The following is a 16,749-nucleotide window of genomic DNA, read 5'->3' as shown; positions in this document are numbered from 1 at the left end:
ACTTGTCAGTTTCGATCATTGAGCCAATTCAAACGGCTGTTTAACGTCGCTGACAGACAAACGACGGGCCCCGCCGACCAGTGAGGTGCCCGCATACCGTGATCACGCCACCAGGGGACCTTCCATGGCCGCCGACCGCTACCCGCACCTGCTCGCTCCGCTCGACCTGGGCTTCACCACTTTGCGCAACCGCACCTTGATGGGCTCCATGCACACCGGCCTCGAAGAGCGCCCTGGCGGCTTCGAGCGCATGGCCGCGTACTTTGCCGAGCGCGCTCGCGGCGGCGTCGGCCTGATGGTCACTGGCGGCATTGCGCCCAACGATGAAGGCGGGGTGTATTCCGGCGCGGCCAAGCTCAGCACCGAGGAAGAAGCCGACAAGCACCGGATCGTCACCGAAGCGGTGCACGCCGCCGGTGGCAAGGTGTGCCTGCAAATCCTGCATGCCGGGCGCTACGCCTACAGCCCACGGCAGGTGGCACCTAGCGCAATCCAGGCGCCGATCAACCCGTTCAAGCCCAAAGAGCTGGACGAGGAGGGCATCCAGAAACAGATCGCCGACTTCGTCAATTGCGCGGCGCTGGCCCAGCGCGCCGGCTACGACGGCGTCGAGATCATGGGTTCGGAAGGCTACTTCATCAATCAGTTCCTGGCTGCCCATACCAACCACCGCACCGACCGCTGGGGCGGCAGCTACGAAAACCGCATGCGCCTGGCGGTGGAAATCGTCAGCCGGGTGCGCGGCGCGGTAGGGCCGAATTTCATCATCATCTTCCGCCTGTCGATGCTCGATTTGGTCGAGGGTGGCAGCAGCTGGGACGAGATCGAGCTGCTGGCCAAGGCCATCGAGCAGGCCGGCGCGACCTTGATCAACACCGGCATCGGCTGGCACGAAGCGCGTATCCCGACCATTGCCACCAAGGTGCCGCGTGCGGCATTCAGCAAGGTCACCGCCAAGCTGCGTGGCGTGGTGAGCATTCCGTTGATCACCACCAACCGTATCAATACGCCAGAAGTGGCTGAAGCCGTATTGGCCGAAGGCGATGCCGACATGGTCTCGATGGCACGGCCGTTCCTGGCCGACCCGGACTTCGTCAACAAGGCAGCGGCTGGCCGCGCCGACGAGATCAATACCTGCATCGGCTGCAACCAGGCCTGCCTGGACCATACTTTTGGCGGCAAGCTGACCAGCTGCCTGGTCAACCCGCGTGCGTGCCACGAAACCGAGCTCAACTACCTGCCAGTACGGGCAGTGAAGCGCATTGCCGTGGTTGGCGCCGGCCCCGCCGGTTTGGCTGCGGCCACCGTGGCAGCCGAGCGTGGCCATGCGGTGACGCTGTTTGACGCCGCCAGCGAAATCGGCGGCCAGTTCAACGTGGCCAAGCGGGTGCCGGGCAAGGAGGAGTTCTTCGAAACCCTGCGCTATTTCCGCAACAAAGTGAAAAACACGGGCGTGGACCTGCGCCTGAATACCCGTGTCGACGTACAGGCGTTGGTGAGCGGCGGCTACGACGAAATCATCCTGGCCACTGGCATCGCACCGCGTACCCCGGCCATCCCAGGTGTCGAGCATGCCAAGGTGCTCAGCTACCTGGACGTGCTGCTTGAACGCAAGCCGGTGGGCAAGGCGGTTGCGGTGATTGGTGCGGGTGGCATCGGTTTCGATGTGTCCGAGTACCTGGTGCACGAGGGCGTGGCCACCAGCCAGGACCGTGAGGCGTTCTGGAAGGAGTGGGGCATCGATACCCATCTGGAGGCGCGGGGTGGCGTGGCCGGGGTCAAGGCCGAGCCGCATGCCCCGGCGCGCCAGGTCTACCTGTTGCAGCGCAAGAAGTCCAAGGTGGGTGATGGCCTGGGCAAGACGACCGGCTGGATTCACCGCACCGGGTTGAAGAACAAGCGGGTGCAGATGCTGAACAGCGTCGAGTACCTGGGTATCGACGATGCCGGTTTGCACATTCGCGTGGCGGACGGCGAGCCGCAGGTGCTGCCGGTGGACAACGTTGTGATCTGCGCCGGGCAGGACCCGCTGCGTGAGCTGCAGGACGGCCTGGTGGCGGAGGGGCAGTCGGTGCACCTGATTGGCGGGGCCGATGTGGCGGCCGAGCTGGATGCCAAACGGGCGATCAACCAAGGTTCAAGGTTGGCGGCGGAACTCTGAGATTGCTGGGGCTGCAAAGCAGCCCCAGGATTTCGCTGGTAAACTCGCACGATGCTTTTCGACTTCCCTCAAGCGCCCCTGCAACCCCTGAGCCTGCCTTGGCTGGCGACTGCCAATGTCGAGGCCGCCATCCTGCGGCTGGACCTGATAGACCCGCTGGTCAGCGGCAACAAGTGGTTCAAGCTTCGCAATCACCTGCAGCAAGCCAGCGTCAGTAAAGCCCCGGGCCTGATCAGCCTCGGCGGCAACCACTCCAACCACCTGCACGCCCTGGCCGCCGCCGGCAAGCGCTTCGGCTTCGCCACCGCCGGCCTGCTGCGGGGTCACGCTCAGGAAACACCTACGGTGCGTGACCTTCAGGCGCTGGGCATGAAGCTGCACTGGCTGGGCTACGGCGGCTACCGCGCGCGCAACGAACCCGGATTCTGGGGGCCCTGGCAGGCACGCTACCCAGGCTGGCATTGCATTCCTGAAGGCGGCGGCGGGCCGGCCGGTGCGCAGGGCTGTGCCCTGATCATGGAACAGGCACGCGCGCAGATCACGGCACTGGGCTGGCCGGGCTACGATGCCTGGTGGCTGGCTGCCGGAACCGGTACTACCTTGGCCGGCCTGGTACTGGCCGAGGCGGGTGCACATGCCGTCCATGGCGCGCTGGCTGTGCCCAGGGATCATGGTGTGCCGGACGCGGTGGTAGCATTGGCCGGTGCGCACGGCTACCAGCTCCACGACGCTTGCCGTGGCGGTTTCGGCAAATTCGACGATGAGCTGCTGGCCTTCGTCGCCGAGTGCGAGCTGCACAGCGGTGTACCGCTTGAAGCCCTTTACACCGGCAAGGCCCTGCTGGCATTGCGTGATAAGGTCGAGGCCGGGCTGTTCGCGCCCGGCGCCCGCCTGATCGTCGTGCATACCGGTGGCCTGCAGGGCCGGCGAGGTTACTTGTAGGGCAGCATGCGCAGCAGCGTGTTGTCACGCTGCACATAGTGGTGGTACAGCCCGGCCACCGCGTGCAGGCCGATCAGCCAGTAGCCCCAGCTGCCCACGCGTTCATGCCAGCCTTTGATGAACTTGGCCTGGTCCGGGTCCGGACCGATCAGGTGCGGCAGCTCCAGGCCGAAGAACGGCACCGGTTTGTCGGCGGCGCTGAGGATCAGCCAGCCGGCGAGCGGCATGCCGATCATCAGCAGGTACAGCGCCAGGTGCATCAGGTGCGCAAGGCCGGTCTGCCAGGCCGGCGGCTTGGGCACGATGGGCGGGGTAGGGCGGCTCAGGCGCATGGCCAGGCGCAGCCAGACCAGCACGAACACGCTGAGCCCGAGCATGAAGTGCAGGTCCTTCATCAGGTTGCGTTCGGCACTGTCCTTGGGGAACAGGCCGCGCAATTCGATGAGTGCATAGACCGCGGCCAGCAGCACCAGCATCAGCCAATGCAGGGCGATGGACAGGCGCGCGTAATGGGTCGTGGGGGTGGATGAAACCATGATCGGTCCTCGTCATCAGTTCAAAATGGCGCTCTTGCTGGCGCTCAGGTACCACTGTAGTGGTTACCAGAAACAAATCTTTGCGCTAGGTCTGTGAAAAATGTGTTGCCTGCGCTGAAAATGGCCAACTGTCAGCCACCAGAAACACCCGCTCCACCTCCTGCCAGGCACCCTCGGCATCAGGCTCCAACCTCACCAGCAACTGCGCCGGCGCCTGCCGCTCCAGCACATGCAACCAGGCCGCAAACTGCTCCACCGTCCAGCCTTCGCCTCGCTCGACCCGCGCAGGTGCCAGCCAGGCATGCCGCTGCAAGGGCTGCCAATGCTCCCCCTCTGCCATGACCCAGTCCCGCCGGCGCACCCACCGCCCGCGCAAGTGCTGCGGGTTTGCGCCCGCAGGTGGTTCGGCATGCCCAGGCCACGGATAGAACAGGTAGCCACCCAGCCACACGTGTGCCTGCACCTGCTCAACCCCCAACCGCGCCAACAGCTCGCGGCTGTGCGCGCCGTTTGACATGGGCAACTGGTGGCCCGTCAGGTGCGCAAGTTTGCTCCCCAGCCGGTCATGGCACCCAGGCCCCAGCCAGGCATGCGGGTCGTACCCGGCGTCTTGCGGCCCCAGGTACAACTTGATCGCCAGCTCAAGGTGGTGCACACCGTCGCGGTCGCGCAGCACTACGTCCAGTTCGCCCAGGGTGTGGCCACCGTCACGGATTGCCAGGTTGGCCGCCAGCAGCTCGATGCCGGGTGCCTGGCCCAGGGCAAATTGCCACAGCCGTTCGTAGTAAAGCCCCAGCCGCCGGCTGCCGAGCTTTGCCAGCCACTCGCGCAACGGGCGATCGTCGGCATCCAGCGCCCGCAACCAGCCCTCCAGGCGCTGCGGCTGCTCCGCCCAGAGGCTGCCCGTCAGCGGGTGGCGCTGGGGGCAGGGCGGGGCGCTGAGCAGGGGCGGCGACAGCAGGGCCCAGGCCAGGTCGCGCACGGCGGGGCGGCGTAGCTGCCGGGGCAGGTCGTTGAGCAGGGCGAATGGCATCATCCAGCGAGCATAGCCGGTTTGCCGCTGCCCGGTGGTTTCGCCCATAATCGGTCCATCGTCACCCGTCGCAGAGCCCCGCAGGAGCCCCATGGAGCAATTTCGCAATATCGGTATCATCGGTCGCCTTGGCAGCTCGCAGGTGCTCGACACCATTCGCCGACTGAAAAAATTCCTCCTCGAGCGCCACTTGCATGTGATTCTCGAAGACACCATTGCCGAAGTACTGCCCGGCCATGGCCTGCAAACCTCCACCCGCAAGCTGCTGGGCGAGGTCTGTGACCTGGTCATCGTGGTCGGCGGTGACGGCAGCCTGCTGGGCGCCGCCCGTGCACTGGCCCGGCACAACATTCCGGTGCTGGGCATCAACCGTGGCAATTTGGGCTTCCTCACCGACATCCGCCCTGACGAGCTGGAAGAGAAAGTTGCCGAAGTGCTCGACGGCCACTACCTGGTCGAAAACCGCTTCCTGCTGCAGGCCGAGGTGCGTCGCCACCACGAAGCGATCGGCCAGGGTGATGCGCTGAACGACGTGGTGCTGCACCCGGGCAAGTCCACGCGCATGATCGAGTTCGAAATCTACATCGATGGCCAGTTCGTCTGCAGCCAGAAGGCCGACGGGCTGATCGTCGCCACCCCCACCGGTTCCACCGCCTACGCGCTGTCGGCCGGTGGCCCGATCATGCACCCCAAGCTCGACGCCATCGTCATCGTGCCAATGTACCCGCACACCCTGTCGGGCCGGCCGATCGTGGTCGACGGCAACAGCGAGCTGAAGATCGTGGTGTCCAAGGACCTGCAGATCTACCCGCAGGTGTCCTGTGACGGCCAGAACCACTTTACCTGCGCCCCCGGCGACACCATCACGGTGAGCAAGAAACCGCAGAAGCTGCGCCTTATCCACCCGCTGGACCACAATTACTACGAGGTCTGCCGCACCAAACTGGGTTGGGGCAGCCGTCTGGGGAGCAGGGACGACTGATGCTCGATCCGGCGCGAAGTTTCGACATCATTGGTGACGTGCACGGCTGTGCTCTGACCCTTGAACGCCTGCTCGACGCCCTCGGTTACAAGCGTGTGGCCGGCGTGTGGCGCCACCCAAGGCGCCTGGCGCTGTTCCTGGGCGATATCGTCGACCGCGGGCCACGCATTCGCGAGGCGCTGCACATCGTCCATGACATGGTCGAGGCCGGCCAGGCGTTCTGCATCATGGGCAACCACGAATACAACGCCCTGGGCTGGGTCACCCCGGCGCTGCCCGGCAGCGGCAAGGCCTATGTGCGCGAGCACACGCCACGCCACGCCCGGCTGATCGACGAAACCCTCACCCAGTTCGCCCACCACCCCGGCGACTGGCACGACTTCGTCAACTGGTTCTACCAGCTGCCGCTGTTCATCGACGCCGGGCGCTTCCGCCTGGTGCACGCCTGCTGGGACGCGCGGTTGATCGAGCCGCTGCGCCAGCAATACCCTGACGGGCGCATTGATGAACACTTCATCCAGGCCTCGGCGGTGAGTGGCAGTTTCGCCGACACGGTGTGCAACCGCCTGCTGCGCGGCACCGACATGCGCCTGCCGGACGGCCTGACCCTGACCGGCGGCGACGGCCTGACCCGTGCCTTCTTCCGCACCAAGTTCTGGGAAGAAGACCCGCAAACCTACGGCGACATCGTGTTCCAGCCCGATGCCCTGCCCGAAGAAGTGGCCAGTACCCCGCTCAGCCACAGCCAGAAGAACGCCTTGCTGCGTTATGCCGAAGACGAGCCCTTGCTGTTCGTTGGCCACTACTGGCGCAGCGGCCGGCCAGCGCCGATCCGCGCCAACCTGGCCTGCCTGGACTACAGCGCCGTGCTCTACGGCAAGCTGGCCGCCTACCGGCTGGATGATGAAACCCGCATCGACCCGCACAAGTTCGTCTGGGTCGACGTCGACCGCCCACAGGCCAACCAATGAACATTATCGAAGTGATGCGCCTGCCGCTGTCGGTCGACCTCAGCGGCTTCATCCACCTGCTGCAGCGCCTGCAGGTGCCGCACCGGGTGAGCGAGGACGGCGATGCCCAGGTGCTCTGGGCTCCTGACACCCTGGTTGAAGACGTGCTGCAACTCTACCAACGCTACCCCGACGGCAATGCCGACATCCAGGTGGCAGAGGAACCGGGGCAAGCGAGCATGCCCGCGAATAGCCCCACACAGCCCTCCCTGGTAGAACAGGCCAAAGCCTGCAAGGTCACCACCCTGACCCTGCTGTTGTGTTTCATCGTCGCCGGCCTCACCAGCCTGGGCGACAACTTCACCACCATCAGCTGGTTCACCTTCCTCGACTTCCGCGTCCAGGGCGACTACCTGTATTTCAGCTCGCTGGCGCAAGTTCTGGACGAAGGCCAGTGGTGGCGCCTGGTATCGCCCATGCTGCTGCACTTCGGTGTGCTGCACCTGGCCATGAACAGCCTGTGGTACTGGGAGCTGGGCAAGCGAATCGAACTGCGCCAGGGCCCCTGGATGCTGCTGGGCCTGACCCTGCTGTTCAGCCTGGTGTCCAACCTGGCCCAGCACTACACCAGCGGGCCGAGCCTGTTCGGCGGCCTGTCTGGCGTGCTGTAGGGCTTGCTCGGGCATATCTGGCTGTATCAGTGGCTGGCGCCCAATCGTTACTTCAACCTGCCAAAGGGCGTGCTGGTGATGATGCTGATCTGGCTGGTGGTATGCCTGACCGGTGTGGTCGGCACGCTGGGCCTCGGCCAGATCGCCAACGCCGCCCATGTTGGCGGGTTGCTCATCGGATGCCTGACCGGGCTCTTGGGTGGGGCGCTGGCCCGGCGTAAACTGTCGGCTTGAATCAGGAGACACTATGTCCACTTTCGCGCAAATGATTGAAAACATCACACCGGAAATCTACGAGAGCCTGAAACTGGCCGTGGAAATCGGCAAATGGTCCGACGGCCGCAAGCTCACCGCCGAGCAAAAAGAGCTGTCGCTGCAAGCCGTGATCGCCTGGGAGATCCAGAACCTGCCCGAAGACCAGCGCACCGGCTACATGGGCCCGCAGGAATGCGCATCGAAGTCTGCGCCGATCGCCAACATTCTGTTCAAATCGGACTCGGTACATTGATCGAACTCGCTCGTGGCTCGTTGAGCAAAATGGCGGTAAGCCTGCAGGCACCCGTGGTGCAATACAGCTTCCGCCTGGATGACACGCAGGTGCCGGTCAACCCGCTGATCGGCCAGTGCCTGCGCCTGGAATACCTCGGCGCCATTCACTGCAACCACTGCGGCAAACGCACCAAGACCAGCTTCAGCCAGGGGTACTGCTACCCGTGCATGACCAAGCTGGCCCAGTGCGATGTGTGCATCATGGCCCCGGAAAAATGCCACTACGACGCTGGCACCTGCCGCGAGCCGTCGTGGGGCGAACAATTCTGCATGACCGACCACGTGGTCTACCTGGCCAATTCGTCAGGGATCAAGGTCGGCATCACCCGCGCCACTCAGCTGCCCACCCGCTGGCTCGACCAAGGCGCCAGCCAGGCCCTGCCGATCATGCGTGTGGCTACCCGTCAGCAGTCAGGCCTGGTCGAAGACGTGCTGCGCAGCCAGGTGCCGGACCGCACCAACTGGCGCGCGCTGCTCAAAGGCGATGCCGAGGTGCTCGACTTGCCGGCTATCCGTGATCAGATCTTCGACGCCTGCGCCGATGGCCTGCGTGAGTTGCACGGGCGCTTTGGCCTGCAGGCGATCCAGCCGCTGCCCGACGCCGAAGTGGTGCAGATGAAGTACCCGGTCGAGGCCTACCCGAAAAAGATCGTCAGCTTCAACCTCGACAAGGACCCGGTGGCCGAAGGCACGCTGCTGGGTATCAAAGGTCAGTACCTGATCTTCGACACCGGTGTGATCAATATTCGCAAGTACACGGCCTACCAGTTGGCCGTGCTCCAGTAAAAAGGACCTGCACATGCGTACCGAACAACCGCAAGTGATCTACCTGAAGGATTACCAGGCGCCCGAGTACCTGATCGACGAGACGCACCTGACCTTCGAGCTGTTCGAGGACCACACCCTGGTTCACGCGCAACTGGTCATGCGCCGCAACCCGGCACGCGGTGCCGGCCTGCCGCCGCTGGTGCTCGACGGCCAGCAGCTGGAACTGCTGCGCGCCGCGCTGGACGATCAGGAACTGCAGGCGGGCGACTACCAGCTCGCAGCCGACAGCCTGACGCTGCAGCCCAAGGCCGAGCACTTCACCCTCGACACCAGCGTGAAGATCCACCCCGAGAGCAACACTGCACTGGAAGGCCTGTACAAGTCGGGCAAGATGTTCTGCACCCAGTGCGAGGCCGAGGGCTTCCGCAAGATCACCTACTACCTCGACCGCCCGGACGTGATGAGCACCTTCACCACCACGGTGATTGCCGAGCAGCATCGCTACCCGGTGCTGCTGTCGAACGGCAACCCGACCGGCAGCGGGCCGGCTGAAGATGGCCGCCACTGGGCAACCTGGGAAGACCCGTTCAGGAAGCCGGCCTACCTGTTCGCGCTGGTGGCCGGTGACTTGTGGTGCGTCGAGGACAACTTCACACGTCAGTCTGGCCGCGATGTGATGCTGCGCATCTATGTCGAGCCCGAAAACCTCGACAAGTGCGACCACGCCATGGTCAGCCTGAAGAAGTCCATGCGCTGGGACGAAGAAGTCTACGGCCGCGAGTACGATCTGGACATCTTCATGATTGTTGCGGTCAACGACTTCAACATGGGCGCCATGGAAAACAAGGGCCTGAACATTTTCAATTCCAGCTGTGTGCTGGCCCGTGCCGAAACCGCCACCGATGCCGCGCACCAGCGCGTCGAAGGCGTGGTCGCCCACGAGTATTTCCACAACTGGTCGGGTAACCGTGTCACCTGCCGTGACTGGTTCCAGCTGTCGCTGAAAGAAGGCTTCACGGTGTTCCGCGATGCCGAGTTCAGCGCCGACATGAACTCGCGCACGGTCAAGCGCATCGAAGACGTCGCCTACCTGCGCACCCACCAGTTCGCCGAAGACGCCGGCCCCATGGCCCATCCCGTGCGCCCGGACAGCTTCATCGAGATCTCCAACTTCTACACCCTGACCGTGTACGAGAAGGGCGCCGAAGTGGTGCGTATGGTCCGTACCTTGCTGGGTAACGAAGGCTTCCGCAAAGGCAGCGACCTGTACTTCGAACGCCATGATGGCCAGGCGGTGACCACCGACGACTTCATCAAGGCCATGGAAGACGCCAACGGCGTCGACTTCACCCAGTTCAAGCGCTGGTACAGCCAGGCCGGTACCCCGCGCCTGGAAGTCAGCGAAGCCTATGATGCTGCTGCGCAGACCTACAGCCTGACCTTCCGCCAGAGCTGCCCGCAAACCCCGGACAAGGCCGAGAAGCTGCCGTTCGTGATCCCGGTCGAGCTGGGCCTGCTGGACGCCGAAGGCAATGACCTGCCGCTGCGCCTGGCCGGTGAAGCCGCTGCTGGCGGCACCAGCCGCGTGCTGTCGGTGACCGAGGCCGAGCAGACCTTCACCTTCGAAGGTGTCCAGGCCAAGCCGCTGCCCTCGCTGCTGCGCGGCTTCAGTGCGCCGGTGAAGCTCAGCTTCCCTTACGACCGCGACCAGCTGATGTTCCTGATGCAGCACGACAGCGACGGCTTCAACCGCTGGGAAGCGGGCCAGCAGCTGTCGGTGCAGGTACTGCAAGAACTGATCGGCCAGCATCAACGCGGCGAAGCCCTGAAACTCGACCAGCGCCTGATCACGGCCTTGGGCACCGTGCTGGGTAACGCGTCGCTGGACCCGGCCATGGTTGCCGAAATGCTTTCGCTGCCGGGCGAGGCCTACCTCACCGAAATCAGCCAGGTGGCCGACGTCGACGCCATCCACGCTGCCCGTGAGTTCGCCCGCCAGCAGATCGCCGCACAGCTGTTCGACCCCCTGTGGGCGCGCTACCAGGCCAACCGTGACGTGTCGCGCAACACTGCCTACGTGGCCTCTGCCGAGCACTTCGCGCGCCGTAGCCTGCAGAACATCGCCCTGTCGTACCTGATGCAGAGCGGCAAGCCGCAGGTGCTGGAAGCGACCCTGGAGCAGTTCGATCAGTGCGACAACATGACCGAACGCCTCACCGCCCTGGCGGTGCTGGTGAATTCGCCGTTCGAAGCCGAGCGGGCCAAAGCCCTGGAAGCCTTTGCCGAGCACTTCAAGGACAACCCGCTGGTCATGGACCAGTGGTTCAGCGTGCAGGCGGCCAGCGCGCTGCCGGGCGGGCTGGCGCGAGTCAAGGCGTTGATGCAGCACCCGGCGTTCACCCTGAAGAACCCGAACAAGGTACGTGCACTGGTGGGTGCGTTTGCCGGGCAGAATCTGGTCAACTTCCATGCGGCAGATGGCTCGGGCTACCGTTTCCTGGCGGACCTGGTGATCGAGCTGAATGCGCTGAACCCGCAGATTGCTTCGCGTCAACTGGCACCGCTGACCCGCTGGCGCAAATATGACGCTGCGCGTCAGGCGCTGATGAAGGGTGAGCTGGAGCGGATTCTGGCTTCGGGTGAGCTGTCCAGTGATGTGTATGAAGTGGTGAGCAAGAGCCTGGCTTGAGTTTTCTGTAGTCAGTGCCGGCCTCTTCGCGGGTAAACCCGCTCCCACAGGTACTTCACCGTTTTCATGGACGGTGTAGCACCTGTGGGAGCGGGTTTACCCGCGAAGCTTTTTGGGCCGACAACAAAACATAACACCCCGCCCGTTGTATCCCCGGCAACATCCCCGCTACGATCCCCTCAAGCTATTGCAGGCCTCTAGATCAGGCTTTTCGCAGTGCCTGCAATGCATTGACCCACCAACAAGAACACAACAAGGGGGCAGTCATGAGGGAACCGCTACGGGCGCCAGCCAGGCGTGGTGCCTGGCCATGGGCGGCCAGCGCAGTGCTGGCACTGGCTTTGGGGGTGTGGGCCGACAGTGCCCAGGCCGCCGCCGCCGACGAATACTCCACCGAATCCGCCAAGGCCAGCCAAAGCCTGTTGATCGACGCCACCCATGCCGGCAAGCGCCTGGTGGTGGTGGGTGATCGCGGCCACATTCTGTTCTCCGACGACCAGGGTAGCACCTGGACCCAGGCCCGGGTCCCCACCCGGCAGCTGCTCACCGCCGTGTTCTTCCTCGATGACAAGCGCGGCTGGGCGGTCGGCCACGATGCGCAGATCCTCGCCAGCAACGACGGCGGGGCCACCTGGAGCAAGCAGTTCGAAGACCTCGCCCGCGAAGCGCCCTTGCTCGATGTTGCCTTCCTTGACGCCCAGCACGGCTTTGCCGTGGGTGCCTACGGCGCCTTGCTGGAAACCATAGACGGCGGTCAGCACTGGCAGGACGTGGCCGAGCGACTGGACAACCCTGACCAGTTGCACCTGAACGGTATCGCCCGGGTGCGTGACGCCGGCCTGTTCATCGTAGGCGAGCAGGGTGGCATGTTCCGCTCCGCCGACAACGGCCAGACCTGGTCCAAAGTCCAGGGCCCTTACGAGGGCTCGCTGTTCGGCGTGATCGGCACCGCCCAGCCGAACGCCCTGCTGGCGTATGGCCTGCGAGGCAACCTGTTCCGTTCCACCGATTTTGGCGACAGCTGGCAGCCGATCGAGCTCAAGGTCGCGCGCGGCAACCTCGAATTCGGCCTGGCAAGCGCTACGCTTCTCGATGATGGCACCCTGGTGCTGGTCGGCAACGGCGGCAGCGTGCTGCGCAGTGCCGATGGCGGCCAGACCTTCAGCGTGTACAACCGTGCCGACCGCATCGCCCTGGCTGGCGTCAGCGGCCTGGCCAATGGCGGCCTGCTGCTGGTAGGGCAGGGCGGCGTACACCTGGCGGATGCCCAGGGTGCCGAGGGGGCGAGCCAATGACCAGCAGGGAGAGCATTACCATGCACCCGCACCACCAGGACAAGGCCACGCTGCTCGAACGCCTGATCTTCAACAACCGCCCCGTGGTCATCGCGCTGTGCGTGCTGGTGAGCATTTTCCTGTTCTGGCAGGCCACGCAGATTCGCCCGTCCACCAGCTTCGAGAAGATGATCCCGCTGCAGCACCCGTTCATCGAGCAGATGATGGAGCACCGCAACGACCTGGCCAACCTCGGCAACACCGTACGCATTTCGGTCGAGGCGGTGAATGGCGACATCTTCGACAAGGACTACATGGAGACCCTGCGCCAGGTCCACGACGAGGTGTTCTACATCCCCGGCGTCGACCGTGCCGGGCTGAAGTCGCTGTGGAGCCCCAGCGTGCGCTGGAGCGAGGTGACCGAAGAGGGCTTTTCCGGTGGCGAGGTAATCCCCAACACTTACAACGGCTCACAGGACAGCCTCGATACCCTGCGCGACAACGTGCTCAAGTCTGGCCAGGTGGGGCGCCTGGTGGGTAACAACTTCAAGTCCAGCATCGTCGACGTACCGCTGCTGGAGAGCTACCCCGATCCGCAGGACCCGGGCAAGCAGGTGAAGCTGGACTACCAGCAATTCTCGCACCTGCTGGAAGAGAAGATCCGCGACAAGTTCCAGGCGCAGAACCCCAATGTGAAAATCCACATTGTCGGCTTTGCCAAGAAGGTCGGTGACCTGATTGATGGCCTGGTGATGGTGGCGATGTTCTTCGGCGTCGCCCTGGCCATTACCTGGGTGCTGCTGTACTGGTTCACCTGGTGCATCCGCAGCACCATTGCCGTGCTCATCACCACCCTGGTGGCGGTGGTCTGGCAGCTTGGGCTGATGCATGCGGTGGGCTTTGGCCTGGACCCTTACTCGATGTTGGTACCGTTCCTGATCTTCGCCATCGGCATTTCTCACGGGGTGCAGAAGATCAACGGCATCGCCTTGCAGTCGAGTGACGCCGACAACGCCCTCACGGCGGCCAGGCGCACCTTCCGCCAGCTGTTCCTGCCGGGCATGATCGCCATCCTCGCCGACGCGGTGGGCTTCATCACCCTGCTGATCATCGATATCGGGGTGATCCGCGAGCTGGCCATCGGTGCGTCCATCGGCGTGGCGGTGATCGTATTCACCAACCTGATCCTGTTGCCGGTGGCTATTTCCTACGTTGGCATCAGCAAGAAGGCCATCGAGCGCAGCAAGAAGGACGCCACCCGCGAGCACCCGTTCTGGCGCCTGTTGTCGAACTTCGCCAGTGCCAAGGTGGCGCCGGTGTCTGTAACCCTGGCGCTGGTCGCCTTCGCCGGCGGCCTGTGGTACAGCCAGAACCTGAAGATCGGAGACCTCGACCAGGGCGCGCCTGAGCTGCGCCCCGACTCGCGCTACAACCAGGACAACAGCTTCATCATCAGCAACTACTCGACCAGTTCCGACGTGCTGGTGATCATGGTCAAGACCCCGCCGGAGCAGTGCTCGGTCCACTCGACCATGGCGCCGATCGACGAGCTGATGTGGACCATGCAGAACACCCCGGGTGTGCAGTCGGCGATTTCCCTGGTGACCGTGTCCAAGCAGGTGATCAAGGGCATGAACGAGGGCAGCCTGAAATGGGAAACCCTGTCGCGTAACCCGGACATCCTCAACAACTCCATCGCCCGTGCAGATGGCCTGTACGACGGTGACTGCTCGCTGGCGCCGGTGCTGGTGTTCCTCAACGACCACAAGGCCGAGACCCTGGAGCGGGTTACTGCCGCGGCCAAGGCGTTTGCCGACAGCCACAACAAGGAAGGCCTGCAGTTCCTGCTGGCGGCGGGCAACGCCGGGATCGAGGCAGCGACCAACGAGGTGATCAAGTCGGCCGAGCTGACCATCCTGACCCTGGTGTACATCTGTGTGGCAGTGATGTGCCTGATCACCTTCCGCTCGTTCGCCGCCACCCTCTGCATCGTCCTGCCGCTGGTACTGACCTCGGTGCTGGGCAATGCGCTGATGGCCTACATGGGCATCGGGGTGAAGGTGGCGACCTTGCCGGTAGTGGCGCTGGGCGTGGGGATTGGCGTGGATTACGGCATCTACATCTACAGCCGGCTGGAAAGTTTCCTGCGTGCCGGGCTGCCGTTGCAGGAGGCCTATTACCAGACCCTGCGTTCGACGGGTAAAGCCGTGCTGTTCACTGGCTTGTGCCTGGCCATCGGCGTGTGCACCTGGATCTTCTCGGCAATCAAGTTCCAGGCTGATATGGGGCTGATGCTGACCTTCATGCTGCTGTGGAACATGTTTGGCGCGCTGTGGCTGCTGCCGGCGCTGGCACGGTTCCTGATAAAGCCGGAGAAGATGGTGGGCAAGGAGGGGGGCTCGATTTTCGCCCACTGAATCGCAAGGGGCCGCTTTGCGGCCCATTCGCAGCACAAGGGTTATAATGCCGCCACATCTCCCACAGGTACCCCCATGTCCCCCCTCGCCACCGCCCTGCAGTCCTGCGACATGCTCCTGATCGACGGCCTGCACGCCTTCGATTTCACCGCCGACGCATCCGGCCTCACTGTCGAATGCATGGACGGCCGCCAGCTGCGTCGCTGGTCCTTCACCCCCGAACAAGTCGCTGCGGCTATTGCCACCGGTGATGAATGGCAACTCAACGATGCCAACGGCGAGCATCGGCTAGTCTGTATGAGTGCCTTTCGCGCCCCGGATGATGACCAAGATGAACCGGACCTGGACGAGCCTGCTGACCGCTAGCCTGATGAGCCTCACGATCAATTCCCACGCCGCTACCTTGCTGGTGGGCAGCTATACCGATGGTGCCAGCCAGGGCATCTACCGGTATCAGTTCGACGACAAGGCCGGCCGTATCGACTCCACGCCCCTGCAGGTGGTGAAGAGCGTCAGCCCTTCCTGGCTGGTGCTGTCGGCCGACCAGCGCCAGCTGTTTACGGTGAATGAGACCCCGCAGGGCCATGCCAGCAGTTTCAGCATCAGCAGCAAAGGCGAAATCAAGCCGCTCAACCAAGTGGCCACCCAGGGCGACGAGCCCACCCACGCCAGCCTCAGCCGTGACCAGCGCTACCTGTTCGTGGCCAACTACGCGGTCAACCCTGACCCCGGTGGCAGCCTGGTGGTGATCCCGGTTACCAAGGACGGCACGCTCAAGCCCGTGGTGCAACAGGCCCGGCATAAGGCGAGCGGGGTCAACCCTGAGCGCCAGGCCGGTGCCCACGTGCATTCGCTGGTGCTGTCGCCGGATGGCCAGCACCTGTATGCCAGCGACCTGGGTGCCGACAAGGTGTTCATCTACCGCTACGACGGTGCCAGTGCGGACCACCCGCTGACAGCGGCGATACCTGCGTCCGTGGCCTTGCCGCCGGGCAGCGGGCCGCGTCACCTGCTGTTCGACGCCAAGGGCCGGCACGCCTACCTCACCCTGGAAATGAACGCCGAAGTGGTGATGTTCGATGTGCAGGACGGCAACCTGATTGAACGCCAGCGCTTACCCCTGACCGAGCGCCAGGAGGCCGCAGCGAAGGCAGCAGGTGGCTTGCACCTGTCGGCGGACGGGCGCTTCCTGTACGTGAGCAACCGTGGCACGGCCAATGAAATTGTGGTGTTCAGCGTAGGCAAGCAGGATGGCCAGTTGACGTTCCTGCAGCGTCGCCCGGTAGAAGGCGATCACCCTCGGGAGTTTGCCCTGGACCCGAGTGACAACTTCCTGCTGGTGGCCAACCAGAAGAGCAACCAGATCGTGGTGATACGTCGCGATCCGCGCAGTGGCAAGCTGCTGGAGACGGTGCAGACGCTGCAGCAGGATGCACCGTCGGACCTCAAGTTCATCGAGTGATATCGATCAGCGTGATAATCGGTACTGCCGCAATGAATTTTTGCGTGCGGCCTCGGCGGCGTAAGTTTGACCCAAGGCCCAAACGGGCCACCGTCAAACCACCGCCGTCGAGGTCAGCCCAGATGAACTTCAATCTCTTCCCGGTTATTGCCGCATCCGCCATTTCCGCATCGGTCGTACTGCCGGCGCATGCCCATGCCGACAGCAGCAAGGCTTCTGCCACCCACAGCTACACCGAGCAGTACCTGCGCCAGAGTGCCAATTTCCATGCGGCGTTGAGTGGCAAACAGCAGCACTGAGCCTTGTGCGGTCTCC

Annotated in this window: 14 protein-coding genes and 1 pseudogene; 13 read left to right on the top strand and 2 right to left on the bottom strand. The window is 64.0% G+C overall.

All coding sequences use genetic code 11. From position 1 onward, the window contains the following. Nucleotides 1-124: 124 nt before the first annotated feature. A complete protein-coding gene (locus PP4_RS19230) occupies nt 125-2,161 on the top strand; it encodes an NADPH-dependent 2,4-dienoyl-CoA reductase (protein WP_016500852.1) in 2,037 nt (678 codons plus the stop codon). Nucleotides 2,162-2,212: 51 nt separating this feature from the next. Continuing rightward, a complete protein-coding gene (locus PP4_RS19225; RefSeq protein WP_016500851.1) occupies nt 2,213-3,103 on the top strand; it encodes a 1-aminocyclopropane-1-carboxylate deaminase/D-cysteine desulfhydrase in 891 nt (296 codons plus the stop codon). Here the strand turns inward: PP4_RS19225 and PP4_RS19220 are convergent. Together PP4_RS19220 and PP4_RS19215 are read right to left on the bottom strand one after the other, a co-directional pair. Beyond that, nucleotides 3,094-3,639, bottom strand: coding sequence for a cytochrome b (locus PP4_RS19220; protein ID WP_016500850.1), 546 nt, complete (start codon nt 3,637-3,639; stop codon nt 3,094-3,096). The genes PP4_RS19225 and PP4_RS19220 overlap by 10 nt on opposite strands. Nucleotides 3,640-3,724: 85 nt before the next feature. Continuing rightward, nucleotides 3,725-4,720: a DUF1853 family protein gene (locus PP4_RS19215; RefSeq protein ID WP_167332719.1), complete on the bottom strand. Its 996-nt coding sequence runs from the start codon at nt 4,718-4,720 to the stop codon at nt 3,725-3,727. Nucleotides 4,721-4,763: 43 nt separating this feature from the next. Here PP4_RS19215 and PP4_RS19210 point away from each other — a divergent pair, with 43 nt between their 5' ends. The 11 genes and pseudogenes from PP4_RS19210 (at nt 4,764) to PP4_RS29395 (ending at nt 16,733) form a co-directional block, all read left to right on the top strand. Next, nucleotides 4,764-5,654: an NAD(+) kinase gene (locus PP4_RS19210; RefSeq protein WP_008090067.1), complete on the top strand. Its 891-nt coding sequence runs from the start codon at nt 4,764-4,766 to the stop codon at nt 5,652-5,654. Next, nucleotides 5,651-6,625, top strand: coding sequence for a metallophosphoesterase (locus PP4_RS19205; protein WP_172488785.1), 975 nt, complete (start codon nt 5,651-5,653; stop codon nt 6,623-6,625). The genes PP4_RS19210 and PP4_RS19205 overlap by 4 nt, the downstream gene beginning before the upstream one ends. Next, nucleotides 6,622-7,509 (top strand): annotated as a pseudogene (locus PP4_RS19200) (rhomboid family intramembrane serine protease). The gene PP4_RS19205 and the pseudogene PP4_RS19200 overlap by 4 nt, the downstream one beginning before the upstream one ends. Before the next feature lie 13 nt (nt 7,510-7,522). Next, nucleotides 7,523-7,783 carry a YeaC family protein gene (locus PP4_RS19195; protein WP_016500845.1) on the top strand — a complete coding sequence of 87 codons (261 nt, stop codon included), beginning with the start codon at nt 7,523-7,525 and terminating at the stop codon, nt 7,781-7,783. After that, a complete protein-coding gene (locus PP4_RS19190; RefSeq protein WP_041167821.1) occupies nt 7,780-8,610 on the top strand; it encodes a DUF2797 domain-containing protein in 831 nt (276 codons plus the stop codon). Before PP4_RS19195 ends, PP4_RS19190 begins: the two co-directional genes overlap by 4 nt. A 13-nt stretch (nt 8,611-8,623) precedes the next feature. After that, entirely contained in the window at nt 8,624-11,281 is a 2,658-nt protein-coding gene (pepN, locus tag PP4_RS19185) for an aminopeptidase N (RefSeq protein ID WP_016500843.1), read from the top strand. Nucleotides 11,282-11,547: 266 nt separating this feature from the next. After that, nucleotides 11,548-12,576 (top strand): WD40/YVTN/BNR-like repeat-containing protein, encoded by a 1,029-nt coding sequence (locus tag PP4_RS19180; RefSeq protein WP_041167820.1) that lies wholly within the window; start codon nt 11,548-11,550, stop codon nt 12,574-12,576. Nucleotides 12,577-12,596: 20 nt separating this feature from the next. Next, nucleotides 12,597-14,972, top strand: a complete 2,376-nt coding sequence (locus tag PP4_RS19175; RefSeq protein ID WP_016500841.1) for an efflux RND transporter permease subunit — start codon at nt 12,597-12,599, stop codon at nt 14,970-14,972. 75 nt (nt 14,973-15,047) lie between these two features. Then, entirely contained in the window at nt 15,048-15,338 is a 291-nt protein-coding gene (locus PP4_RS19170; protein WP_004577427.1) for a DUF5629 family protein, read from the top strand. Beyond that, nucleotides 15,304-16,434, top strand: a complete 1,131-nt coding sequence (locus PP4_RS19165; RefSeq protein ID WP_016500840.1) for a lactonase family protein — start codon at nt 15,304-15,306, stop codon at nt 16,432-16,434. The genes PP4_RS19170 and PP4_RS19165 overlap by 35 nt, the downstream gene beginning before the upstream one ends. Before the next feature lie 122 nt (nt 16,435-16,556). Then, nucleotides 16,557-16,733: a hypothetical protein gene (locus tag PP4_RS29395; protein ID WP_016500839.1), complete on the top strand. Its 177-nt coding sequence runs from the start codon at nt 16,557-16,559 to the stop codon at nt 16,731-16,733. The last annotated feature ends 16 nt before the right edge of the window (nt 16,734-16,749 follow it).

Source organism: Pseudomonas putida NBRC 14164, assembly GCF_000412675.1.
In the GTDB taxonomy this organism is placed as follows: domain Bacteria; phylum Pseudomonadota; class Gammaproteobacteria; order Pseudomonadales; family Pseudomonadaceae; genus Aquipseudomonas; species Aquipseudomonas putida.
Note: the sequence above shows the minus strand (reverse complement) of the source record. Positions and strands in the feature narration are given on the sequence as shown.